The organism is Erythrobacter sp. R86502, assembly GCF_042466465.1.
Taxonomy (GTDB): Bacteria; Pseudomonadota; Alphaproteobacteria; order Sphingomonadales; family Sphingomonadaceae; genus Erythrobacter.
The window spans coordinates 1329688-1353044 of sequence record NZ_JAXHCJ010000001.1 but is presented as its reverse complement, the minus strand read 5'-3'; the positions used below and the strand labels follow the sequence as shown (position 1 = coordinate 1353044).

Genomic DNA, 23357 nt, shown 5'->3' with positions numbered 1-23357 from the left:
AAGCCGCCGATCAGCGCTGCGATGCTGCTGGCAGCAAAAAGAGTTGATTGCTGGCTAACGATATACCTATGGCGGCGGTCTTCACCAAGGGGTTCGAGACTTTGCAAAACATGCAATCGAAGCAGGGCATCCGATTTTCTTCGAAAGTTTGGTCGATCATCGGGCTTCTGGTCGGCGTGGGGTTCTTTATCATCACCGCTTACGCGGCATATGCCAACATTGCAGCTATGCGGGAGAGTGATGAGGGTATCCGCAACACCCATGAAGTGCTGAGCGCTCTTGATGATTTGATGATGGCAACGCTGAATGTCGAAACCGGTCAGCGTGGTTTTGTTGTTACCGGCGAGGACAAATATCTCGAACCCTATGAGGAAGGGCTGGCGGCTGCACAAAACAGCCTTTCCACAATTGAGACACTCATCAAAAACGATCCCATCCAACGCCAGAATTTAGGATTGCTGCGAACGACGGTCGACAACAAGATCCGTTTTGCGGAAGCTGCGGTGCGTATCCGGCGCGAGGATGGCGGTGAGCAGGCTATTGCATTCATCGACAGCGATCGCGGTGAGATCGCAATGGATGCGATCCGGCAACAAATGGCACAAATAAACCGGGAAGAGGTCGAAACGCGCGCAGAACGGGTAACGTTGCTGGCGGAGGCTTCGAGCAACGCGGTTCTGAGCGCCATCATCACAAGCCTTATCGGCGCCGTGTTGACGATCGCCGTTTTCATCTTTGCGACCCGAAGCAACCGCAGCCGCGAACGCCAGCGCTGGATTCAGACAGGTCAAGTCGCGCTGAGCGAAGCAATGCGGGGCGAAAAAACCGTTCATCAGGTTGGCGCCACGGTCCTGTCATTTCTTGCTGAAAGAACCGGCGCAAATGCCGGCGCATTGTTCAAAGGGGAGGGCGGTACGTTCAACCAGGTTGCCTTGATCGGTGTTGCGGACAGCGGTTCGGTGCCGGAAACCTTTGGCCTCAATGAAGGATTGCTCGGCAAAGTTGCCGCCGATGGTCAGGCGACATTGCTGAAAGACATACCTGAAGGCTACCTAAAGATCGGTTCGGCTCTGGGCCATGATACGCCGCGCCATCTGGTTGTGCTTCCCGTGCTTTTTGAAGGTTCGGTGAATTCAGTCATCGAGCTTGGCTTCTTCGATGCTGTCGATAGTCTTGTTCTGGATTTTCTGGACACCGTTTCGGGATCGATCGGTGTCGCCCTGCGCTCTGCGCGGTTCCGCGAGATGTTGCAGGATGCGCTGGAAGAAACGCAGCATCAGGCTGGCGAATTGCAGGCGCAAGGTGAGGAATTGCGCGTCAGCAATGAAGAACTGGAGGAGCAGGCCAACGCCCTGAAGGAAACCCAGGCGCGGCTTGAACTGCAGCAGGTCGAATTGGAGCAGACCAACAGCCAGCTCGAAGAACAGGCCCAAACGCTGGAAGTGCAGCGTGACGAATTGTCACGCGCAGCCGCTTCGCTGCAACTTAAGGCGAGCGAACTGGAGCAGGCGAGCCAGTACAAATCCGACTTCCTGGCGAACATGAGCCACGAACTGCGCACACCACTCAATTCGTTGCTCATCTTGTCAAAGTTGCTTGGTGAAAACGCCGATGGCAATCTAACGTCCAAACAGGTCAAATTTGCGCAGACGATTGAATCATCGGGCAATGATCTGCTGACGCTGATCAACGACATCCTGGATTTGTCGAAAATCGAAGCCGGGCATGTGACCATAGAACCGGCTCCCGTTTCGACCGAGCGGTTGGCGGCGGACCTGCGCAAGGTATTTGAACCTCTTGCGCAGCAACGCGGCCTTGATCTCCAGATCATTGTGAAACCCGGTGCTCCGCGAACCTTCGACACTGATCGGATGCGCCTGGAACAGGTGCTGAAAAACCTGCTTTCGAACGGTATCAAATTCACTGAAAAAGGCAGCGTAACGCTCGCGATTTCGACAACCGACAAGGGCCTTGTCGAATTGGTCGTGACCGACACCGGTATTGGAATTGCCGAAGCACAGCGAGAGGCGATTTTCGAAGCGTTCCGACAGGCCGACGGTACGATCAGCCGCAAGTTCGGCGGCACAGGGCTGGGTCTCTCGATCTCGCGCGAACTGGTGCGTTTGCTGGGCGGCACAATCCGTCTTGAAAGCGAAAAAGACAAAGGCAGCACCTTTATTGTCAGTCTGCCGATGGCATACGATCCGGCGAAGGTTGCATCGCGTCAGCTTTCCCTCAACAGCGAAAATCCGATCGAGGCGTCCGCGCCGGTTGCCCGTCCAACCGCCTCGTCGCAGCCGGTACCAACACGTTCGGCTGTCCCTGATGATGACCGCAAGCTGCTGACCGAAGGCAAGCAGGTGCTTTTGGTCATTGAGGATGATGCGGCCTTTGCCGGGATCGTTTCCGATCTGGCCCGCGAATTGGGTTTCCAATGCCTTATTGCCGGCACCGCTCAGGAAGCGATCGACGTTGCGGCGGAATACAAGCCGAGCGCCATTATTCTCGACATCGGCTTGCCCGACCAGTCCGGACTAACCGTGCTAGACCGCCTCAAGCACGACGACGACACGCGGCATATTCCCATCCACGTCGTATCGGGATCGGACCAGGGCCAGACGGCGCTGGCGCTGGGGGCGATCGGTTTTCTGGAAAAGCCCGCGCCCCGTGAACGCCTCGCCGAAGTGTTGGCCGGCTTGCAGGAACAGCTGGCATCGCGCTTGCGCCGTGTCCTTATCGTTGAGGACGATGACGTTCAGCGTGAGGCAGTCGGGCAGCTTTTGGGCTCGCAGGACGTGGAAACCGTGGGCGTTGGGACCGCTGCCGAATGCCTTGAGGAATTGGGTCGTGGCCATTTTGACTGTATGGTCCTTGATCTGACCCTTCCGGATGCATCCGGGTTTTCGCTTCTGGAAACGTTAAGCGACGAGGAACGTGGCGCCCTGCCACCTGTCATCGTCTATACGGGACGGGATCTTTCGCCGCAGGAAGAACAGCGTCTGCGGCGCTATTCCAGCTCAATTATCATCAAAGGCGCCAAGTCACCCGAGCGTTTGCTGGACGAAGTTTCGCTGTTCCTTCACCGCGTGGTGTCGGATCTCCCCCCCGAACAGCGTCAGATGATCGAAAAGGCCCGGCACCGCGATGCGGCTCTGGAAGGAAAGACCATCCTTATTGTCGAAGATGACGTCAGAAACGTCTACTCGCTCACCAGCGTTCTGGAACCGCGCGGAGCCCTGACAATGATCGCCCGTAATGGTCAGGAAGCGCTGGACGCGTTGGCACAATCGGTGGGTGATCCGGAAAAGGCCATCGATCTGGTGTTGATGGATGTGATGATGCCGGTCATGGACGGATTGACCGCCGCGCGCGCCATCCGTGCTGAAGCACGCTGGAAGAAATTGCCGATCATCATGTTGACGGCCAAGGCGATGCCTGACGATCAGCAAAAATGTATTGAAGCGGGCGCGAATGATTACATGTCCAAGCCCCTGGATGTGGACAAGCTTCTTTCTCTGGTACGCGTCTGGATGCCAAGGTGAGTGAGAGCATCGAAGATATCGAGATCCGGTTGCTGCTGGATGCCTTGTATCACCACTACCATTACGACTTCCGCCACTACGCCCAAGCGTCGATCAAGCGGCGGCTGCTTCAGGCACGCGCGCAGTGGGGGTATGACAGCATTTCCGACATTCAGTCGGCTGTGCTGCATGATGAGACGATCCTACCGCGTCTGCTTAATTTCCTGACGGTGCAGGTCAGTGAGATGTTTCGCGACCCGAGCTATTTTCGGGCTCTGCGCGAAAAGGTTGTCCCACACCTGCGCACTTACCCATCGCTGAAGGTTTGGGTGGCGGGTTGCAGCCACGGCGAGGAGCTTCATTCACTGGCGATCCTTTTCGAAGAAGAAGGGCTGGCGGACCGGACGATTTTTTATGCAACCGATATCAACCCATCTGCGCTGCGTGCGGCCGAAGCAGGGATCTATCCGCTCGATCGTATCCAGCTTTTTACGGAAAATCATCGCCTTTCCGGTGGCCACTCTTCGCTCTCCGATTTTTATACCGCGGATTATGATCGCGCAGTATTCAACAAATCGCTCCGTGAACGCACAGTGTTTTCAGACCACAGTCTGGTGACAGATGCTGCATTTGGCGAGATGCACTTGGTCAGTTGCCGCAATGTCTTGATCTATTTCGATCGCGGACTTCAGGATCGCGTTGTCGGGCTATTCGGTGAGTCCTTGGTGCGTAGCGGCTTTCTTGGCATCGGCTCAAAAGAAAGCCTCAGATTTTCGGCGCATGCCGACCTCTTTACGGATTTCGTTCGCGACGAACGTATCTATCGGAGGAACGCACGGTGAGTCTGCAAGCCGTTGTAATCGGCGCTTCGGCGGGCGGGGTTCAAGCGCTTTTGCAGGTGCTTCCGGTTTTGCCGGCAGACTTTCCTGCACCCGTTTTGGTAGTGGTGCATATCCCCCGGCGGCGCGACAATGCCTTGGTCGAACTTCTGGCGGAAAAATGCCGCCTCACGGTCAAGGAAGCCGAGGACAAGGAATGTCCGATGCCCGGCACGATCTATCTTGCGCCGCCCGATTATCATTTGCTGGTCGAGATCGATGGGGCAATAGCGTTGTCATCAGATGAAGCGGTCAATTATTCTCGCCCGTCGATCGATGTGCTGTTTGAAAGCGCAGCCGATGCCTTTGGCTCGCACCTGGCCGGGATCATCATGACCGGAGCGAACCATGATGGAGCGCAAGGGCTGCGCGCCATTTGCACCGCAGGAGGGCATGGCATTGTTCAAACCCCTGCGACGGCCGAAGTCGAAATTATGCCGCAAGCTGCGCTGGCGGCCTGTCCTGATGCACAAGCGATGCGATTGGAAGATATAAGGTCCGCCCTTGAGGAGTTGGTCGCACAATGACCGAGATCGTGAAATTCTTGTTGGTCGATGACCTTGAGGAAAACCTGCTTGCGCTTGAGGCACTGCTGGCAAGCGATGGCCTTGAACTTCACAAGGCGGGCAGCGGCGAAGAGGCGCTGGAACTCATGCTGCGTAATGAATACGCGCTTGCGCTGCTCGATGTGCAGATGCCGGGCATGGGTGGGTTTGAACTGGCAGAAATCATGCGCGCCAATGCGCGTTCGCGGCATATTCCGATCATATTTGTGACGGCCGGTAGCGGCGATTCAGCACGCCGGTTTCACGGATATGAAGCAGGCGCCGTCGATTTCATCCAAAAGCCGATTGAGGCTGATATTCTGCGGTCCAAATCGAAGGTCTTTCTGGATCTTTTCGTTCAGCGCCAAAAGATCATATCGCAACGCGATAAACTGGCCAATGCCGCGTCGGCGTTGCAGGCGGCAGACAAGCAGAAAAACCAGTTTCTGGCAGTGTTGGCGCATGAGCTGCGCAATCCGCTTGCCGTGCTGTCATCTGGTCTCAGCCTCATGGAAACGCCAATCGATGGCGTCGACAAGGACGCGGTTCGCACGTCGATGCGACAGAACCTGCGCCATATGACGCGGCTTGTGGACGATCTGCTGGACATCAACCGCATCGAACGCGGTCAAATTCTGCTACGCAAGGAAAGAATCTTGCTTGGCGATATTCTTCCATCAGCTCTGGAAATCGCAATGCCTGCGATTGAATCGGCCGGGCATACGCTTGTCGTCAATTCGCTGAATGATCCGATGTTGTTGGAAGTCGATCCCACGCGGTTCATCCAGATTGTTGGAAATATTGTCAGCAATGCGGCGCGATATACGCCTGCGGGCGGACGGATCGAGGTCAGCGTTTCGCACAGCAAAGACCGGGCCGTCATAACAGTGTCGGACAGCGGTGTGGGCATACCCGACGCACAGCAATCGATAATCTTCGACATGTTTGGTCAGTCGGACAACGCACGAGGCGTCAGCGGCGGGGGGCTGGGTATTGGGCTCGCCTTGGTGAAGCAACTTGTCGAATTGCATGATGGCGACATCCGGCTTGTCCGCAGCGCACCGGGGGAAGGCAGCACGTTTGAGGTGCGACTGCCGTTGGCAGCCTGAGTTTTCAGCGTAAGCGGGCAGATGTTCGCATCGCGTTTTTATGTTCCGGTTTGGAACATCTGACGACTGGCAAGCTTAGTAGTGGTCATGCGGACCTTCTTCCCCTCCTTGGCTAGTCCGATTGATATTGACGAAGAGCAGCTTCAGGCCAGCCTTCACGATCATATCGCCGATCGCGCATTTCCTTGTGTCGGCGCTAAATCCGCGATGAATTCGGGTATGCTTGAGATCGTCACGGCCTGGTCGCTCACTAGCGCATGGGACGATGTCGCGATCCATCAAGCCTTGCTGAATTGGAGCAAGCGCTATGAAAATGACAACGAAGGGCTTCGTAGCCTTGCCGTGGTCTTTTCAGAGCCCGGCGATCTGGACGAAGCGGGTTTTGAAAAGGCGATTTGGGAGCGTATTCAATCGCTTACCGATAAGGATGATTGGCGCGGACAGTCGTATCAGGAAGGCGTCAGCAGCGACCCTGATGATCCCCATTTTTCTCTGAGCTTCGGTGGCAAGGCCTATTTTGTGGTGGGCATGCATCCTCACGCATCCCGGGCGGCTCGTCGTACGAAGTACCCGGCAATGATTTTCAATTTGCACGACCAATTCGTTCGGCTGAGAGAAGAGCAACGTTACGAAAAGTTGCGGTCGGCGATCCTGACGCGTGACGAAAAACTCGATGGCAGCATCAATCCGATGCTTGCTCGTCATGGGGACGTAAGTGAAGCCCGCCAATACAGTGGCCGTGCCGTTGCAAACGACTGGGAGTGCCCCTTCGTCGACCCCCGTAAGCAGTGATGGTCGTTCCGAACTTGCTGGTCTGGTCCGTACCGCACTAATTAAACTAATATAGTGATTATTTTCCGGGAAACGCGTCGGAAAGTCTAGTAGAATGCCGCTCTAGACGTGGCGTGCCTTTTGTAATCAGGGAATTCAGGCGCAATACTTTTTAAAAGTAAGTTCGAATTTGAACAAAAGGAATGTTGCGACGCTTTAGAATGAGCTGCACGCGAATGTGTCTTTGGTCGCGAGGAGATCAAGGCATCATCGCATGTTCGTAGTCATCCATGCAATTGAACGAGGCGATCATGAAGATAATGTCGATTGCGCTTGGCGGTTGTATAACAGCGCATCCCAAGTACGGTATCACGCAGGACACCGGCGGTCATATATCCTACATACTTGGCGAGATGCAGGCGCTTGCTGATCGTAACGATGTCGAAAGCGCCGAAATCGTGACGCGCTTGTTCGATAGTCCGCAGCTTGATGCAATACATGCGCAAGCTCGTGAATCTATCTCATCCAAACTTTGCATCACCCGAATTGACAGTGGCAACACCCGTTACCTTGCTAAAGAAGCCTTGGCCGCTGACCGTAAGGCGTTCTCGCGGGCTTTGATCGCCGAATTGGCTCAGCGCGCCCACCTTCCGGATATCATTCACGCTCATTTTGCGGATGCGGCCGAAGTTGCCGAGGAGCTGCGAAAGGCCTTTGGCATTCCCTTTATCTATACCGCGCACTCCCTGGGGCTGGACAAGCTTGCATCGATTACAGAGGCAGACGCGGGCCTTCATCACCGCATCAGTGAAGAAAACGCCGCCATTGCCAATGCGGCGGCGATCATCGGTTCGTCCCGCGACGAATGCGAGCGCCAGCTTATGGCCTACCCCGATGCTTCTATAGGCAAGATACACAGAGTCACGCCGGGTACGAAAAAATCCTCTACCGATCACAGGGGTAAGGCGCAGGAGTTAATCGCACCGTTTTTGCGCCGGCCGGAGCGTCCGCTCATCCTGGCCATCGCTCGGCCAGTTTGGAAAAAGAATATCGCCGCATTGGTCGACGCGTTCGGTCAGGACAAATTTCTCCGAGACAACGCCAATCTCGTAATCGTTGCGGGACAGCGCCAGCATTTTTCCGAGAGCCAATCAGAGCAGCACGATGTGTTCGCCGATCTGTTGAACCGGATTGACGCGCATGATTTGTACGGCAGTATTGCATATCCCAAATGCCACGACGCCGATGACGTCGCCGGACTTTACCAGCTTGCCGCGTCCAGCCGCGGCGTATTCGTGAACCCGGCGCTGGTTGAGCCCTATGGCCTGACCGTTATCGAGGCTGCAAGTTACGGATTGCCGGCTGTTGCCACGTGTCATGGAGGGACCGTGGATACTGTGACCGAATTGGGCCACGGGGAATTGGTCGATCCGAAGTCTGCGCCAGCAATTGCGGAAGCGATCAGGCGGCTCATGACGGACTCTGATTATTGGAACCGCTGCGCAACGAATGGCGTGACCGGCTCAGCATCGCACACGTGGTCAACCTATGCCGAGCATTTTGTAAAGATCACCCGACAGGTAGTCTTTCCTGTTGGTTCAAGCACGGCGGTCACCCCCGTAGCTCGGCCGCCGCGGTATCTTCTGGCCTGTGATCTCGACAATACGCTGACGGGCTGTGCCGAAGGTGTAATAGCCTTCAAGCAGATGCTGCAGCATAGGCCGGAATTGACCTTCGCAATAGCAACAGGGCGGTCACTGGTCGAAGCTCGCAGGATCATGCGGCAATGGGATCTGCCGGACCCTGCCGTTTGGATCACAGAGGTTGGCACACGCATTTTCTGGCCGACACCAGGCGGCCCATCGCACGACACAATGTTTCCACATAACGTGAGCAAGGATTGGCAAGCGGCTGACATCTACGATGCTGCTGCGCCCATCGACGGTCTTACGCTTCAACCGCAGCACGATCAGAACCCTTTCAAATGCAGCTGGTTTTACAAGGAGGCCGTCGATGTCGTGACGCTGCGGCAATCGCTAGGCGCAAGAAGGATTTCGGCGCGCGTGATCGGTAGTCATGGTCATCTGCTCGATGTGTTGCCGCGTCAGGCCGGAAAGGGTGCGGCAATCTTGTATGTCGCGGCCAAGCTGGGAATTGCCCGGCATCGGATTATAGCCGCAGGGGACAGCGGCAATGATATCGATATGTTGCAAGCTGCCTCGCATCCCATTCTTGTGGCAAACCGCTCACCTGAGATGGCCGGTTGGCTGTCGACGCACAGCGTTCATGCCGCGAAGGGTTCACACGCCAACGGCGTCGTCGAAGGGACGCGCGCTTATCTTGCGTCTGAGGGCGCAAGAAGCACTGCTGGCGCTATCCATCCGGCGTCTGTGTGCCAAACCGCTGGAATAGCCGCATGAACATTCAGCCTATTGGCTACTTCGTCCATCATCAGGGAAGGGGGCATGCAGAGCGTGCGACCGCCTTGTTGAATGTACTGGTGAAGCAGCGCCCCGTCGAAATTTTCACGGCCCGCCCTGACATGTTCAAGGGACTTAGCCCGGCAATAGGTGTGACGCAGATACCTTCGTTGTTTGAGCCTACAGGTAATGAACCGGACAACATGCGCTGCATTCCTGAACCTGGAATAACGCATTGTGCGCCGCTTGGCTGGCAGACCATCCGTGATGCGATGGCGGCCTTGTCGAGTTGGTTCAGCGCGGCCAATCCTGCACTGTTCGTTACTGATGTTTCGGCGGAATTGGGTCAGCTTGCACGCCTGTGTTCGGTGCCGCACGTTGCGGTTCTCCAGCACGGTCGGCGCAGTGATTCCGGGCACATGGCCGCATATGAAAGCGCTGTTGGGATACTTGCTCCCTATGCGCCCATGCTCGAGCAGGATGATCGGCCGTCCTGGATGCTGGCCAAAACCCACTACGCTCCCGGTCTCGGTGTCGATGTACCGTCACTCCCATCCCGCGATGAGGCCCGCCGTGTTCTTGGCCTTCCGCTTGACCTCAAGATTGTCTGCGTGATCGGGGGAGGGGGCGGCGACGGGTTGCCCAGCACACCCCTGACATTGGGAGCGCGGCAAGACCCGCATTCACGGTGGTTTACTTTGGGGAAAGTCACCAGCGAATGGCACGAAACTTCGCCGGGCAACCTGACTCACTTGGGCTGGGTCCAGAATGCGGCAGAATGGATAGCCGCCGCAGACCGTATCGTATCGAGTTGCGGCAACACGACTGTGCATACTGTCCTCGCCGCACGCAAGCCGTGGATCGTTGTGCCTGAATGGCGGTATTTTGACGAGCAATTGTGCAAGGCCATCTCGCTTGAGAAAGCGGGTCTGGCGGCAATGTCTCCCCACTGGCCGTCGCACCGCGATGCGTGGCAGAAATTATGGGAGCAAGCTGAACGTATCGACACAGCTTGGCAGGCAGAATTCATAGACCCTGACGCTGCGATCAAGGCCGCCGATTGGATGGATGGGCTTGCGTCAAGCCTTTGGGACGATGCGGCTGAGGTCACAGTCCCGACAATGAAAGCGATCGCATGAAAGTTTCGGTTTGCACCCTAGCCCATGGCCGCGAAGAGCATTTGATCAACATGGTCAAAGGTCTGTCGCTGTCCTCTGTCTTGCCTGACGAGCTGGTGATCGCCGTCATGCAGGATGTTCCCTACGACCTGCCGCATACGGACTTTCCGATACGCCAGATCATGTTGGGCAGTGGGTCCATTCCGTTGGCCCGCGCGCGCAACACGGCGGCGACTAAGGCGGCCGGCGAAATACTCATTTTCCTTGATGTCGACTGTATTCCTCACAGCGAATGCATATCGGATTATATTAAAGCATCGCACGCGAACTCCGGGGTCTGGATGGGGGAGGTTGGCTACCTACCCAAGGATGCGACGCGTGATGGTATCCAGTATGACCGGTTCGACCGTATAGCCGTTCGTCATTCGGAACGGCCCGGCCCGCCTGATACGGGGGCGCGATCATGCGAAGACTACCGCTGCTTCTGGTCGTTGAATTTCGCCATTTCTGCTAAGGATTTTCGCGCATCGGGCGGCTTTGATGAAGCTTTCGACGGATATGGCGGTGAGGATACGGATTTTGGCCGGACATTATCTGCCCGCGATATTCCGCTGTGGTGGATCAAGGGCGCCAGGACCTACCACCAATATCACCCACACTTCATGCCACCGGTGCATCATCTGGACAGCGTCCTTGCCAATGCGATGACATTTGCACGTAAATGGGGGCACCCCACGATGCAGCACTGGCTGCGCGCCTTTGTCCTGATGGGGTTGCTGGAACGTACCGACAATGGCTGGCGAAAATTGCGCGACCCGGGTGAGAGCGATTTCGCACTCACGCGGCAGCAGGCGGATCAGCCTTACGCAAGCAGCGCGCGTGTTCTGGCTGCGTTGGAAGCCGAAGCGATGGCGGGCTGATCGGGCTGGGAAACCACAAGAATGGCCTCTTCGTAAAGCCTCTGATAGCCTTCAATCATCGCTTCGCTGGAAAACAGGCGTTCTGCCCGGGATCTGCAATCATCGCGGTTGATGCGCCACACGTTGCTCATCGCAATCGCCAGCGCTTGTGCGTCACCTTTCGGTACAACGAGACCGCAGCTTCCGACAACTTCGCGCAATGCGCCATTGTCGAACGCGCACACAGGCGTACCGCACGCAAGTGCCTCGGCCGCCACCAGCCCAAAGGGCTCATCCCACATGGGCGTAGCCAAAACACCCAATGCCGATCCGACTTCGGTAGCCAGTTCTTGCGCGGACCGGTGGCCGCAGTAGGTTACATCGTCCGAAAGGTACGGTTCGATTTGCGAAGTAAAGTAATCGGCATCCTCGACTGGGCCAAAAATTCGCAACGATGCACCCGCCAAACGGGCGGCATGAACGGCAAAGTGCGTACCTTTGTTTGGCGTGATGCGGCCCGACCAAACAAAATAGCCGGATCGCTGCCGACCGGGCTTCCAGCTTGCCGTATTGATGCCATTGTGCACGACATGCAAACGGTCGTGGAGGCTCGCCTGCCAGCTGGCGTGTTGCGCTGCGGACGGGACAGTAAATCTCAACCAGGGAACGGCAATATACCTTTGCGTGACGGTTCGTATCGTTTCGAATGGCGGAACATGATGCGACGTAACGCAAGGAATTTTGTCACGCGCCGCCCAGTCGATTATGTCAGGAAACAGCGTATTGTTGTGGACGACGTCAAAGTCGCCCGACCTGACAGCATACCAGCCAGTTGCGAAGGCTTCGGTTTGATATTCCGTCAATTCACTGGTGCCGCGCCATGTCGTCCAAGGTAACACGGCTTCGTAAGGTGCATCACAGATCGGAAAAAGATCCATATCATCAGACCCGCCCGCCGCGAACAGCGTTACATCGTGACCGACCGCCCGAAGGCCATCGCACAACATGCGGCAATGCGCTTCCATACCCCCCATAAATGGTTCACAAATGGCATGGCGAACATGGGCAAGGACAGCAATTTTCAAGTGATGGCCAATCTTGTTGCAACGCTTTGAACGAAGTGAGCGATGGTCAGATTGTTCCTTCCTGCGCCAAGGTGAACAGCAATTGCACCTCACCCGTGACTTTCATGACGCACCATGCAGCAAGGCCGCGACTTTCAACTATGACCCACGCCCATCGCTATGTTTTTGTGACCGGCCTCCACCGAACAGGCACCAGTCTTTTGGCACGGATGATCGCTTCGCATCCGGCTGTATCCGGTATCAATCATGCCCCGGTTCCCGAGAACGAGGGTTGCTATCTGCAAGGCGCGATACCGCATACAGCCCGCGATGGTGTTCCGGGGGAGTTTGCAACCGATCCCTTGCAGCGGATGGATGAAACCCACCCCCTGAACTCATGGGCAACAAAGCAGCGTTATGATACCGAATTGGGACGATGGTTCGATCCGGGTGGTCTCTGGCGGATTGAAAAATCGCCAGTAAACCTGACAAAGATGCGCTTGCTCCAAGGGCTGTTCCCGCTCAGCCAATTTGTTGTGATCGTTCGCCACCCATCGTTCATGGCCGCAGCGGTCGGGAAGTGGTCAGACAAGTCTTACACGGATCTGACATCTTACGGAAATTCGGCCTATCGCATGCTGCTGGACGATCTCACCTATCTCCACTCCGCTTTCGTTCTTCGGTACGAAGACCTCGTCGCGCAGCCTTCGCTTTATGCAAAAGCGATCACTTCCTTTCTTGATCTTGAACCCGGGATGCGGCCCGAACCGATGCGAAACGGTAATGCTGACTACCCCGATGTTGGACTTAATTGCGCTTCGCTGCATGAATTCGGATATTCCGCGTATGGCGCTATCGAACCGTGGGTTCCGATCGTGCAGCACCCTTTGCGGAAGGTGCGCGAAAGCGTTCGCACGATACTGGCAGGGTAGGGCGCTGTATCACTGATCTGGCTGCTCCGGGACCTGCTCCGGCCATTGCTCAGGATCGATTTCGGGAATTGCGCAGAATTCGGCGAAGCGTAACCGACAAAGAACCGCATCGTCGGTAATTTGCAACAGGGCAGGATGCACCGCACGCAGGCGTTCCCCCGCGCCGGCCATCCCGCCTTCTGCGATCACCGCATAAACGATCTGTTTGCCTTCGCACGACACCATAAGGTCGATCAGCGTGCCAATAGCTACGCCTTCTCGGTCATGAACTTTGTGTCCGATAAGGGTTCCGCCGGAAAACAATGTAGCGCCACTAGTTGTGCGGCGCGAACGCCGGCTGGCTTTCGCACTGCCATCTTCGTACCGCGCCTGCCGCCCGAGCCAGCGCCAAACGCCAAACAAGTTCACCAGCAGCAGGAAGGCATTAGTGACCATAAGGCTTGTTTGATCTGTCAGAAAGCCGACGGTGGACCACGCGATCGATCCGATCACGAACACCACAAACCCCCATCCGGTTACGCGCGAACCCAGATTTGCTGCCGTCATCATTGCAGCAAGCATGGTGGCTGCCGATGCGATGTATCCGACGTAAACGTCCATACTGGCTCTCCCGCTTATAGTGATGACGTTAGAGGAAGGATGATCTGCGAAAGTTGGTTCGACCAGCCGGAAAAAACCTTTCGTGCTGATCAAGGCGGCTTTGAGCGATTATGCCGGTAGCGAATTGCAGGCGCCCAGCTATAGCATCCAGACATATTGCGGTGTCTCGACCCGCTTTTACCCGAACCTCTAGGTCAGCCATGTTTTTTGAGAATGCCACGATCGACATAGTTACCAGAGGGGTCGTGCTCAGTCTGCTTGCCATGATGTGGGTGATTGCACTGGTCCGCGTTCTCGGACTGCGGTCTTTTTCCAAAATGACAGCGTTCGATTTTGTTATGACGATCGCCACGGGCTCATTGCTCGCCGGTGCGGCTCAATCGACCGATTGGGCCGGCTTTATGCAGTCCATGATTGCAATGGCCGGACTGTTCATGTTCCAATTTTTGGCTGCATCCGCGCGCAAGCATTCACAGGTCGCCGAGTTTGTTTTGCAGAATGAGCCTGTGTTCCTGATGAGGAACGGCCGAATGATCGATGAGGCGCTGAACCAAACCCGCGTCAAGGCAAGCGATGTCTACGCCAAACTCCGCGAAGCCAATGCCCTGAAACTTGCGGACGTTCATGCCGTTGTGCTGGAGACCACCGGTGACATATCAGTGCTGCATGGAGGTTCTGCGCCTGATGCTTGCGTCATCGAAGATGTGCGGCAGCACGCGTCGTCTGCTAGCCAGTAACTGAACTGAGTGATCGCCGCGGCATTGCACAGACGCCACGTACGCATCATCAACGCTGACAGCTTGTCGAACAGGTCTATCAATCTTTTATAAATTGCAAAAAAGGCGGATATTGGCAGCCATGAATACAACGTCAGATGAAAGCCGCATGGCGTCTGATACGGCAACACCGCGGCTGACGGCGCGGCCGTCTGATAATGCCGCCTCGGTAGCGCGTTCAACGCTGATCGTGCTTGCTATTGTGGCTTGCGGATGGCTGCTGATCGAGCTCAACCGTTTCTTTCTTCTGGTTTTTGCGGCCATCGTGCTGAGCGCCGTGTTCGATACGATCACAGCCCGGATCTGCCGCTGGACAGGAATCAAGCGGTCTTACGGTTTGACCTCGGCGATCACGCTTTTTCTTGGCGTGTTCATCGGTGCCTTTGCGCTGTTCGGCTCCCAATTGGCCAATGAATTCGATACGATAACGCAGACAGTTCCGGCCGCTGTGGAAATGCTCCAGGGCTTTCTTGAACGCTTTGGTATGGGCCAAGCGGTCAACGAATTGGCCGAGATGGGTAGCGACGATCTTTCCCGCCTGTTCACCCAAGCGGGCGGTTTCGCCTTGGCGGCGGGCAATGGCCTCGCCGATTTTGTCCTGGTGGTGGTGGGGGCGATCTTTATGGCTGCCAACCCGCAGGTGTACCGCAGCGGTTTTTTGATGTTGTTTCCATCCAATGCCGAACCCGTTGCAGCGCAAGCGCTTGACGATACGAGCGTGGGCCTGCGCGGGTGGATGATGGGGCAGGCGATATCGTCGCTGCTTGTTGCTGCGCTGACATGGATTGGGCTTTGGCTGCTTGGCGTGCCCGCGTCGGGCGGGCTTGGTGTGATTGCCGGATTGCTCGACATCATACCGATGGTCGGACCTATCATCGCAGGCATTCCGGCTGTCCTGCTGGCATTTACCGTATCACCGCTAACCGCCTTGTGGACATTGTTACTGTTTCTCGCGATCCAACAATTGCAGGGCAACTTCCTGCAACCCATGATCCAGAAACACGCGGTCGATATTCCGCCTGCCGTGCTGTTGTTTGCGGTTCTGGCCTTTGGACTGCTGTTCGGTTTTCTGGGCGTGCTGCTGGCCGCACCGTTGACGATCGTGGCCTTCATTCTGGTCCGGAGGGTCTATGTCGAAACAATACTGAGAAAACCGATCGAAATCTCCAACGAGAAGTAAGTGCTAAGGATACCTGCCACTGGTGGCCGGTATCTCTTTAAAACCCACTACACGGTGTTGGAGGTAACCCTTGTCTCTTGCGTCAGGTGACCAGGACGATTTGCGCTGCGCCCAAATTCCGTGTGGCTATCGGCATAGGCACTGACCCGCCGGACCCTTGCCCAAAGTGAGCGTGGCTTCCCGTCAGGTCTGATGACTTACAGTTCGGGGAAGAGATCATCACCTGCTATCTCAGTGGTCCGCTCTGCTTAAGTCCCGTCCTGGCCCGGATAAATTACGGGTAGCAAAAAAACGCCATCCGACTGGATAACGGTAGCACGCGCGGTGAGTCCTGATACCGGCACGCTGACCATGCCGCAGCGGAAGGCGTTCCCAACGGTGGTCGGTTGGCCGATCCGGTGACTGACGTGACCCTTGCGGTCATCTGCCTTATTCTTAGCAGAAATGGACCGGGGACATTGGCGGGCTTTCCTTTCAACCCTGCGCAATGATCTGGCTCAAGCTCTTCTTGTCTAAGGGGAAGGGAGGAGGCCATGGCTGACATTTCAACTGTCGCTTGCGCAAAATTTCGACACTTCTTCGCTTCAATATCGGTGATGATCTTGTTCAGATCGCGACTGCGTTCGCGATCGTTCCTGCGTTCATTACTTTGTCAGGCACGCCAACCTATCGTTGGCTGCGCACCTCACTCGCGATATTTTGCCGCACGATCGAACCGCACAATCGAACCGCACAATCGAAATTGCATGGGTAGTAACCGTCAAGTTGGCCGCAATGCCACATTTGTCGAAACTTTCGGAATCATGGTTGAGACACCCCTGATCACCGCATTCTTCGCTGTACCCATCACCGGGATCATTCTGCTGGCACGGTGACCTTATTCGCGGAGAGCTTTTCTCAAAAACCCCGGAAATTTTTCGCGAAGTATCCCTGCCATGATGAAAAAACGGCGCAGGACAATGTCCCGCGCCGCCTTCATTGTAATGTGGTTAAAGATCAAAGCCGAACTTCGGCAACCTTGTCTTTGTAATCTTCCTTGGGATCAATTCCCAACAGCATTTTGATGCCGGCGATCATTGATGATGCGTCGATCCAGATCTCCGCATCTTCAGGCTGAAGACGGATAATCGCGATCTTGGGGTCATCCTTGCCTTCGTACCAAGCAGCTACGAAACGATTCCACAGTCGATCAATCGTGGCCCGATCACGTGTGGTCGAGAGTGATCCATGCACGGTCGCCCACAAGTCATGGCCTTTAGATGCAAAGTGTGCAGTGGCGCGCGCGTTGGAATTTGCGAGTTCAGCCTGCTGTATCAGTTGATAGAGGCCATTATCGGTGGACGTGAAAAACCAAACGGGGCCGTGATATTCGCCGCCGTCGTAATTTTCATCGTCAAGCTGCGCCGTCATCGGACGGGCATGGCCATCTTCGCCCTCAACCATCCCGAGGAACATCGTCCTGTCGCTTTTGAGGGCCTTCCAGAACTTAGTGCGAATTTCCGCGTCGGTCGCCATGGGTCGTCTCCTTGCTATATTACAAAGAGCCATAGCGCCGACGCGGAAAAATGTTCCGGATCAGTAGACTTCGAAGAGACCAGCTGCCCCCATGCCGCCGCCAACGCACATGGTGACGACGACGTACTTCGCGCCGCGACGCTTGCCTTCGATCAGCGCGTGGCCGGTGCAGCGGGCGCCGGTCATGCCGTAGGGGTGGCCGATCGAGATCGAGCCGCCGTTGACGTTGAGGATGTCGTTATCGATGCCCAGCTGATCGCGGCAGTAAAGCACCTGCACGGCGAAGGCTTCGTTGAGTTCCCACAGCCCGATGTCGTCCATCTTCAGACCGGTTTGCTTCAGCAACTTGGGGATCGCAAACACCGGCCCGATGCCCATTTCGTCGGGCTCGGTCCCGGCGACCGCCATGCCGACATAGCGGCCGAGCGGCTGCAGGCCTTTCTGTTCGGCGAGCTTAGCTTCCATCAGGATGCTCGCGGACGAGCCGTCCGACAGCTGCGAGGCATTGCCAGCGGTGATAACCATGCCCGGGCCCATCACGGGGTTGAGGCTCTTGAGGCCTTCGAGCGTGGTTTCGGGGCGGTTGCCTTCGTCCTTGGTCAGCGTGAATTCGCGCTGGCTGACTTCCTTCGTCTCCTTGTCCATCACATTCATGGTGGTGGTGACGGGCACGATTTCATCATCGAACTTGCCGGCGTCCTGCGCAGCGGCGGTGCGCATCTGCGACTGGTAGGCGTATTCGTCCTGAGCGTCGCGGCTGATGTTGTAACGCTTGGCGACCGTCTCGGCGGTCTGCAGCATCGGCATGTAGACATTGCCGTGCATGGCGAGCAGCGACTTGTCCATCGACACGCGCATCTCGGGGGTCTGCACCATCGAGATAGAATCCTGACCGCCGCCGACGACGATATCCATGTTGTCGACGATGATCTGCTTGGCCGCGGTCGAAATCGCCATCAGGCCCGAAGAACACTGCCGATCGATGGTCTGGCCGCTGACGGTAACAGGGCAGCCAGCGCGGAGCGCAACCTGGCGGGCGATGTTGCCAGCCTGTGTGCCCTGCGTGAGCACAGCGCCCCATACCACATCGTCGATGGCGCCGGCTTCGATGCCTGCACGTTCGATTGCGGGTGTAAGGCTGTATGCGCCCAGTGTGGCGCCGGGGGTGGCGTTGAACGCACCCTTGTATGCGCGGCCAATGGGAGTGCGGGCGGTGGAAACAATAACGGCTTCACGTGCCATGATAGGGGGTATCCTTGTTGTCGTTGGTCAGCCGCCGCCCCGGTACCTGCCAGAGCAGCGATCGAAGAATTACACGAAGTATTGCGTGATCCACTCGCACATCAGGGCGGGCTTTTCCTCGCCTTCGATCTCGATGGTGATCTCGCAGGTCTGCTGCCACTGGCCGGGGCGCTTTTCAATCATCTCGGTCAGCTTCCAGTGCCCGCGAATGCGCTTGCCAGCGCGGACCGGCGCGATGAAGCGCGTCTTGTTCCCGCCGTAGTTGACGCCCATTTTCACACCATCGATGCGCGGAGCACCGCCTTGGGCACCAAGATAGGGGATCATCGACAACGTCAGAAAACCATGCGCAATAGTCCCGCCAAACGGGGTCATCTTTGCCATTTCCTCGTTGATGTGAATGAACTGGTGATCCCCGGTCGCCTCAGCGAACTGGTTGATGCGTTCCTGGCTCATTTCAGCCCATTCGCTGGTGCCGATCGTTTCGCCAACCTTGGCGGCCAATTCTTGCGGGGTCATGGGGGTCCTCCTCGTTTTCGTCGGCGGAATCCGGTGCCCGCCGCGCGCGTTTCGGCAGGCTTCATGGCGCATCATCGGGGGTTGCGCAACGTCCCCAACGCAGGGTCGGCTATGCCGCTACGGCACTGCGCATCTTGCTGGCGATGGCTGCCCGGCGCGATGCGCTGCGATCAAGCAAGCGCCGCGCCGAATCGATCCGGAAGCAGTAGGTGTGAAGCCCGATCTGAAGGCCGGCCAACATCAGCATGACAGGTTGATAGGCTATGCCCTGGAATGTCGCGCCGACCAGATAGATGATCGCCCCCATCTGCAACGCAGCGGCCAATGGCGCGATCCAGCGCTCGGTTTCGTTCTCGGCATTTTTCCAGCGCCGCTGTATCCGCTCCATCTGCCAGAGCCCGGTGAGGTGGAGCGCCAACCAGATCAAAAGGCCCGGCCAACCTTGTTCGCCCAGCATTTCAAAGAATGACGAATGATAGGCGCGCCCTTCGTCGACCACTTCCTGATAGGTGACGTTGGTGGTGTTGCCATCGATTTGCTTGACCGGCATGACGTATGCAAAGCGATTGCCACGATAGGCATCGAAGCCGCCGCCGAATGGTTTTTCTGCGACATAGTCCAATGTCCACTGCCATACCGCTACACGCGTCGATGCGCTTTCATCACCGCTTGGCTGTGCAAGCGTGGACATTCGATCATAGTAGCTTTGCGGCAGGAAAGGCAGGGCGGCGAGCCCAAGCGCACCCGCACCTGCGATGAACAAAATTCTTTGCCGGGTGTAGCGTAGCATCAATCCGCCAAGCGCCGCGATGCAAAGCAGACCAGTGCGTGCCTCTGTGCCGATTGGAACAAGCAGACATGCAAACGTGAGTGCCGCAGCAAACCCTGTCACCAGCCAGTGCGGTCGAAAAACGGTTCCATATCGGACAAACCACCAGAGCATTGGTATTAGTCCGATCGCAACTGTTGCCAGCGTCGAACTTTCGTAGATCCCGCTGTTGTCGTTCACGAAAAACTTGAGGTTCTGATAACCGCCTCCGCCAAGGACGGTTTTCATCCCAGTGCCAATGACGATGGTTGCGACCGACAGCAGCAACACCAGAGCCAACCCTTCTATCCGCGCACGGGTGGTGAGAGTGAGTGGGAGGAAAATTGCAAAGAGCAGCGCTTTCCAGACCCAGTCCCACTTGGTCGCAGCATCAACCGGAAAATCGGCACGACCAGTCGTCCACCAGCAATAGACAAGCAAAAGGCCCATCAATGCCTGCCGCATTGTAAATCGTGCGCCGTCCTTGCGATCGAGAGCAATCCAGCCACCAAACGCGGCAGCAAACGCAATCAGCGATACAGGAAGGCTGGCGATGATCGAATAGCCGATCCGCTGCGGGGCAAGGATGTCGATGTAGACATACAGGAGCACCCACAGGAAAGGCCGTCGCAAACCCAGCAGCAAAACATACCCGATAAAAGCCAGAAAAACGAGATCAAGCATCAGATTGAATGTCTGTATCAGGCGGCGTGGATCCTTCGGTGGTAAGGCGCCGCGCAGCGTTCCGGCCTGAGGTGCTGGTTGCCTTTCGGTTGCCTTCCGTCTCTGTCTTGAGAGCAGCGATCAACGGATCGACGTCCAAGCCCTTTCGCAACACCAGGCGCAGCAAGGCGATGGCCAGCAGGCCATGTCCCAGTGCAAGTGCGAAGTAGTCAATCATGGGTCGAGCAAATCCGGCCAAGGGGCGATAAAGCGGCTTTACGCGGTGGCAGTTGACGGCGCGTTAAGCACGCCTGCGATAGATAACCCTGCATGACCCGCGTTCTGCATGTGCTCGACCATTCGCTCCCCCTCCATAGTGGTTACACTTTCCGCACCCGTGCCATTCTGAAAGCGCAGGAGGGGCTGGGATTGGAGGTGTGCGGGATCACCGCGCAAAGGCACAATCTCGAGACTTCGGCGCGCGGCCTGTCCGAAGAAGCAGATGGTCTTCTGTTTCATCGCACGCCGGGCACGCCGTCGGGTCCGCCGCTCTTGCGCGAATTGGGCGAGGTCGAGGCACTGACAGCCGCAATTCACGAACTTGCCCGAACGTGGCGCCCCGATATCATTCATGCCCATTCGCCCGCGCTGGGCGGCGCTGCCGCGCAGCGTGCAGCGCGGGCTTTGGGTATTCCTTTCGTCTATGAGATTCGCGCCTTTTGGGAGGATGCTGCGGTCGGCAACCTTACTGGTACACAGGGCAGCATCAAATACAGGCTGACCCGCGCTTTGGAAACGCGGGTCGCAAAGGCCGCCGACGCCTTGTTTACCATCTGCGACGGGCTAAAAACCGACCTGGCCGCACGCGGCATTTCCAATGATCGTATCCACGTCATGCGCAATGGCGTGGATCTCAGTCTGTTTGGCACTCCACCACCGCGCAATATCGCGCTTGCCCAGTCGCTTCGCATCGCTGATGGCGCGTCAGTGATAGGCTATATCGGCAGTTTCTATGCCTATGAAGGCGTCGATGATCTGATCGCTGCAATGCCTCTGCTTAGACGCTCTCACCGCGATGCTCGTCTGTTGCTGGTAGGCGCGGGGCCAATGGAGACGGCGTGGCGCGAGGCGGCCGCTGCATTGCCCGATCCGGACGCGGTCATCTTTACAGGCCGCGTTCCCCATGATGCCGTTGAAGATTACTACTCGCTGGTCGACGTATTGGCCTATCCGCGCAAGGCGCAGCGTCTGACTGACCTTGTGACACCGCTCAAACCGCTAGAGGCGATGGCACAGCGGCGTCTGGTCGCCGCATCATGTGTTGGCGGACACCGTGAACTAATTGCCGATGGCGTAACCGGAACCCTGTTCGCGCCCGACGATCCGGCAGCCTGTGCCGCTGCGCTTGCAAGTCTGTTGGACAATCGTAGCGGTTGGGACGCGATGAAAGACCGGGCTGTGAACCATGTGCGTTCGCGTCACGACTGGGCCCTCAACGCTCGTGATTATCTCTCTATTTACCATCTCTTGTTAGCGCAAGCCGACGGCGGCGGCGCGGGGCGCGCGGCCGCGATGGCAGGATGACGAGAAAATGAAAATGGGGCAACAGGGTCAGCCGAAACCGCGCAAGCGTGACAAGTCAAAAACACACAACCGGGAATCGCTTGTAGCGCATCGGATATTTGCGCCGATGATGGGGCTGTGGGGAGCCCTGCTGGCCGGATTGCCAATCCTGGTAATCCCGGCTCCACTTTTTGATCAGATGGCGCGCGGTACGATGGTGGACGCCTCCGCGCTTCCGGCGCAACCGATAATGGCAGCCGGGGCGGCGGTCATCCTGGGCGGCGCATTTTTCGCACTTGCATCCCTCGCCAATCGCCACAAGCGCAAGCGGCATGAACCGTCATCGGTGGCATCGCGTGCGATACGATCGATCCGCCCCATTGATCCCGCTCAGGATCTTGGAAGCCGCAGCCTGGATGAACCTTTGGCCGCCATGCCGTTTGCCAGCCGAGCAGATCAGAGTCCCAAGATCGAACTTTCGTCGCCCGAGAAAGCAGCCGCGCCGCGCGAACTTGATTTGGCAGCTTTCGCTGACCTGCCCGGCCGTAACGCCGTGTGGATTGAGGAAAACGTAGCCGGACAGGGCGACGATAGTGCACATGGGAAAAATGAGTCTGCGGCGCAAAAGTCCGGACCAAGTCCTGTCACTTCGCTCCACGCTCGGGCGCCGCAACCCCAGCCATTCCAGCCGCACCCAGGCACGGCGGCGCTAAACCGCTTGCGCGCTGTTGCTCCAAGCGAACTCAGCCTGGTTGAAATGGTCGAACGCTTCGCTGGCGCCTTGCACGATCATCGTACAACCCCACCAGCCCCTTCGATGAGCGCCGCTGATCTTGCGGCGCGCGAAGCGGCACTGGCAGAGGCCTTACGGGCGCTTGCCGCACTTGGTGGCCATTCCGAAGTAGCAGACACGCGAGACCCCTTGCGTAATGCGCTGGCCCAACTGCAAACGCGACGCGGAGCGGCCTAAGAACACTTCCCCACGCAAAACACGCAACCGTCTCCCTTCGCAGGTGCGTAACGCGCAATCTAACGATAGTCTGAATAGGTCTGCGAGAAATTATAATTCGCCCAACCCCATTGCCAAATCTGCTTCCTGTCGGCATGAGAGCCCCGAAAGCGGGCAGGATCGGACTTGCACAGGTCTGACATGCCCGAGTGACCTGCCCTCAGGCGTGTCCCCTGCGTGAGCGTGTCTGCCGCAGAGGTCGCGCCTGTCGGCATCTGACAGATC

General features: G+C 57.0%; 22 protein-coding genes. 15 read left to right on the top strand and 7 right to left on the bottom strand.

The features are described 5' to 3' along the window. Positions 1-110: 110 nt before the first annotated feature. The 8 genes from SJY33_RS06455 (at position 111) to SJY33_RS06420 (ending at position 11282) form a co-directional block, all read left to right on the top strand. A complete protein-coding gene (locus tag SJY33_RS06455; RefSeq protein WP_379923531.1) occupies positions 111-3542 on the top strand; it encodes a response regulator in 3432 nt (1143 codons plus the stop codon). After that, positions 3539-4363 (top strand): CheR family methyltransferase, encoded by an 825-nt coding sequence (locus tag SJY33_RS06450; protein WP_379921797.1) that lies wholly within the window; start codon positions 3539-3541, stop codon positions 4361-4363. Before SJY33_RS06455 ends, SJY33_RS06450 begins: the two co-directional genes overlap by 4 nt. Further along, positions 4360-4926, top strand: coding sequence for a chemotaxis protein CheB (locus SJY33_RS06445; RefSeq protein WP_379921796.1), 567 nt, complete (start codon positions 4360-4362; stop codon positions 4924-4926). The genes SJY33_RS06450 and SJY33_RS06445 overlap by 4 nt, the downstream gene beginning before the upstream one ends. Continuing rightward, positions 4923-6053, top strand: coding sequence for an ATP-binding protein (locus tag SJY33_RS06440; protein ID WP_379921795.1), 1131 nt, complete (start codon positions 4923-4925; stop codon positions 6051-6053). Before SJY33_RS06445 ends, SJY33_RS06440 begins: the two co-directional genes overlap by 4 nt. 87 nt (positions 6054-6140) lie before the next feature. After that, on the top strand, positions 6141-6845 hold the full coding sequence (gene gntA / locus SJY33_RS06435; RefSeq protein WP_379921793.1) for a guanitoxin biosynthesis heme-dependent pre-guanitoxin N-hydroxylase GntA: 705 nt from the start codon (positions 6141-6143) through the stop codon (positions 6843-6845). Between the two features lie 290 nt (positions 6846-7135). Further along, on the top strand, positions 7136-9244 hold the full coding sequence (locus SJY33_RS06430; RefSeq protein ID WP_379921792.1) for an HAD-IIB family hydrolase: 2109 nt from the start codon (positions 7136-7138) through the stop codon (positions 9242-9244). Next, positions 9241-10383 carry a hypothetical protein gene (locus SJY33_RS06425; protein WP_379921790.1) on the top strand — a complete coding sequence of 381 codons (1143 nt, stop codon included), beginning with the start codon at positions 9241-9243 and terminating at the stop codon, positions 10381-10383. The genes SJY33_RS06430 and SJY33_RS06425 overlap by 4 nt, the downstream gene beginning before the upstream one ends. Beyond that, positions 10380-11282 (top strand): glycosyltransferase family 2 protein, encoded by a 903-nt coding sequence (locus tag SJY33_RS06420; RefSeq protein WP_379921789.1) that lies wholly within the window; start codon positions 10380-10382, stop codon positions 11280-11282. The genes SJY33_RS06425 and SJY33_RS06420 overlap by 4 nt, the downstream gene beginning before the upstream one ends. Here the strand turns inward: SJY33_RS06420 and SJY33_RS06415 are convergent. Beyond that, positions 11225-12268: a glycosyltransferase gene (locus tag SJY33_RS06415; protein ID WP_379923530.1), complete on the bottom strand. Its 1044-nt coding sequence runs from the start codon at positions 12266-12268 to the stop codon at positions 11225-11227. The genes SJY33_RS06420 and SJY33_RS06415 overlap by 58 nt on opposite strands. Here SJY33_RS06415 and SJY33_RS06410 point away from each other — a divergent pair. Then, a complete protein-coding gene (locus SJY33_RS06410) occupies positions 12236-12376 on the top strand; it encodes a hypothetical protein (protein WP_379923610.1) in 141 nt (46 codons plus the stop codon). The genes SJY33_RS06415 and SJY33_RS06410 overlap by 33 nt on opposite strands. 110 nt (positions 12377-12486) lie before the next feature. Beyond that, a complete protein-coding gene (locus SJY33_RS06405; protein ID WP_379921788.1) occupies positions 12487-13257 on the top strand; it encodes a sulfotransferase family protein in 771 nt (256 codons plus the stop codon). Between the two features lie 9 nt (positions 13258-13266). Here SJY33_RS06405 and SJY33_RS06400 read toward each other — a convergent pair whose 3' ends face one another. After that, on the bottom strand, positions 13267-13857 hold the full coding sequence (locus SJY33_RS06400; protein ID WP_379921787.1) for a PRC-barrel domain-containing protein: 591 nt from the start codon (positions 13855-13857) through the stop codon (positions 13267-13269). Positions 13858-14057: 200 nt separating this feature from the next. Between SJY33_RS06400 and SJY33_RS06395 the strand changes: the two genes are divergently transcribed. The 3 genes from SJY33_RS06395 to SJY33_RS06385 all read left to right on the top strand — a co-directional run bounded on the left by SJY33_RS06395 (position 14058) and on the right by SJY33_RS06385 (position 16688). Further along, on the top strand, positions 14058-14594 hold the full coding sequence (locus SJY33_RS06395) for a DUF421 domain-containing protein (protein ID WP_379921786.1): 537 nt from the start codon (positions 14058-14060) through the stop codon (positions 14592-14594). A gap of 121 nt (positions 14595-14715) precedes the next feature. Beyond that, complete coding sequence (locus SJY33_RS06390) at positions 14716-15813, top strand: AI-2E family transporter (protein ID WP_379921785.1); 1098 nt, start codon at positions 14716-14718, stop codon at positions 15811-15813. Between the two features lie 746 nt (positions 15814-16559). Beyond that, on the top strand, positions 16560-16688 hold the full coding sequence (locus SJY33_RS06385; protein WP_379921784.1) for a hypothetical protein: 129 nt from the start codon (positions 16560-16562) through the stop codon (positions 16686-16688). A gap of 121 nt (positions 16689-16809) precedes the next feature. On the opposite strand, the gene SJY33_RS06380 is transcribed toward SJY33_RS06385, so the two are convergent. From SJY33_RS06380 to SJY33_RS06360, 5 genes are all read right to left on the bottom strand, one after another. Further along, positions 16810-17328: a pyridoxamine 5'-phosphate oxidase family protein gene (locus SJY33_RS06380; RefSeq protein ID WP_379921783.1), complete on the bottom strand. Its 519-nt coding sequence runs from the start codon at positions 17326-17328 to the stop codon at positions 16810-16812. Between the two features lie 60 nt (positions 17329-17388). Continuing rightward, entirely contained in the window at positions 17389-18570 is a 1182-nt protein-coding gene (locus SJY33_RS06375) for an acetyl-CoA C-acyltransferase (RefSeq protein WP_379921782.1), read from the bottom strand. A 69-nt stretch (positions 18571-18639) separates the two neighbouring features. Beyond that, complete coding sequence (locus SJY33_RS06370) at positions 18640-19089, bottom strand: MaoC family dehydratase (protein WP_379921781.1); 450 nt, start codon at positions 19087-19089, stop codon at positions 18640-18642. 109 nt (positions 19090-19198) lie between these two features. Next, positions 19199-20581 (bottom strand): DUF5935 domain-containing protein, encoded by a 1383-nt coding sequence (locus SJY33_RS06365; protein WP_379921780.1) that lies wholly within the window; start codon positions 20579-20581, stop codon positions 19199-19201. After that, the gene (locus SJY33_RS06360) at positions 20574-20798 is read right to left on the bottom strand and encodes a hypothetical protein (RefSeq protein WP_379921779.1); all 225 of its coding nucleotides are present in this window, start codon (positions 20796-20798) and stop codon (positions 20574-20576) included. Before SJY33_RS06360 ends, SJY33_RS06365 begins: the two co-directional genes overlap by 8 nt. 92 nt (positions 20799-20890) lie before the next feature. Here SJY33_RS06360 and SJY33_RS06355 point away from each other — a divergent pair, with 92 nt between their 5' ends. Beyond that, complete coding sequence (locus SJY33_RS06355; protein ID WP_379921778.1) at positions 20891-22144, top strand: TIGR04063 family PEP-CTERM/XrtA system glycosyltransferase; 1254 nt, start codon at positions 20891-20893, stop codon at positions 22142-22144. Between the two features lie 7 nt (positions 22145-22151). Continuing rightward, a complete protein-coding gene (locus SJY33_RS06350) occupies positions 22152-23093 on the top strand; it encodes a hypothetical protein (RefSeq protein WP_379921777.1) in 942 nt (313 codons plus the stop codon). Positions 23094-23357 lie beyond the last annotated feature (264 nt).

What these genes read in the sequence shown, in the direction of transcription:
- SJY33_RS06455 (WP_379923531.1), top strand. Translation starts at nt 111, where the DNA reads ATGCAATCGAAGCAGGGCATCCGATTTTCTTCGAAAGTTTGGTCGATC.
- SJY33_RS06440 (WP_379921795.1), top strand. Translation starts at nt 4,923, where the DNA reads ATGACCGAGATCGTGAAATTCTTGTTGGTCGATGACCTTGAGGAAAAC.
- gntA (WP_379921793.1), top strand. Translation starts at nt 6,141, where the DNA reads ATGCGGACCTTCTTCCCCTCCTTGGCTAGTCCGATTGATATTGACGAA.
- SJY33_RS06430 (WP_379921792.1), top strand. Translation starts at nt 7,136, where the DNA reads ATGAAGATAATGTCGATTGCGCTTGGCGGTTGTATAACAGCGCATCCC.
- SJY33_RS06425 (WP_379921790.1), top strand. Translation starts at nt 9,241, where the DNA reads ATGAACATTCAGCCTATTGGCTACTTCGTCCATCATCAGGGAAGGGGG.
- SJY33_RS06420 (WP_379921789.1), top strand. Translation starts at nt 10,380, where the DNA reads ATGAAAGTTTCGGTTTGCACCCTAGCCCATGGCCGCGAAGAGCATTTG.
- SJY33_RS06415 (WP_379923530.1), bottom strand. Translation starts at nt 12,268, where the DNA reads ATGTTGTGCGATGGCCTTCGGGCGGTCGGTCACGATGTAACGCTGTTC.
- SJY33_RS06405 (WP_379921788.1), top strand. Translation starts at nt 12,487, where the DNA reads ATGACCCACGCCCATCGCTATGTTTTTGTGACCGGCCTCCACCGAACA.
- SJY33_RS06400 (WP_379921787.1), bottom strand. Translation starts at nt 13,857, where the DNA reads ATGGACGTTTACGTCGGATACATCGCATCGGCAGCCACCATGCTTGCT.
- SJY33_RS06395 (WP_379921786.1), top strand. Translation starts at nt 14,058, where the DNA reads ATGTTTTTTGAGAATGCCACGATCGACATAGTTACCAGAGGGGTCGTG.
- SJY33_RS06390 (WP_379921785.1), top strand. Translation starts at nt 14,716, where the DNA reads ATGAATACAACGTCAGATGAAAGCCGCATGGCGTCTGATACGGCAACA.
- SJY33_RS06385 (WP_379921784.1), top strand. Translation starts at nt 16,560, where the DNA reads ATGGGTAGTAACCGTCAAGTTGGCCGCAATGCCACATTTGTCGAAACT.
- SJY33_RS06380 (WP_379921783.1), bottom strand. Translation starts at nt 17,328, where the DNA reads ATGGCGACCGACGCGGAAATTCGCACTAAGTTCTGGAAGGCCCTCAAA.
- SJY33_RS06375 (WP_379921782.1), bottom strand. Translation starts at nt 18,570, where the DNA reads ATGGCACGTGAAGCCGTTATTGTTTCCACCGCCCGCACTCCCATTGGC.
- SJY33_RS06370 (WP_379921781.1), bottom strand. Translation starts at nt 19,089, where the DNA reads ATGACCCCGCAAGAATTGGCCGCCAAGGTTGGCGAAACGATCGGCACC.
- SJY33_RS06365 (WP_379921780.1), bottom strand. Translation starts at nt 20,581, where the DNA reads ATGCTTGATCTCGTTTTTCTGGCTTTTATCGGGTATGTTTTGCTGCTG.
- SJY33_RS06360 (WP_379921779.1), bottom strand. Translation starts at nt 20,798, where the DNA reads ATGATTGACTACTTCGCACTTGCACTGGGACATGGCCTGCTGGCCATC.
- SJY33_RS06355 (WP_379921778.1), top strand. Translation starts at nt 20,891, where the DNA reads ATGACCCGCGTTCTGCATGTGCTCGACCATTCGCTCCCCCTCCATAGT.
- SJY33_RS06350 (WP_379921777.1), top strand. Translation starts at nt 22,152, where the DNA reads ATGAAAATGGGGCAACAGGGTCAGCCGAAACCGCGCAAGCGTGACAAG.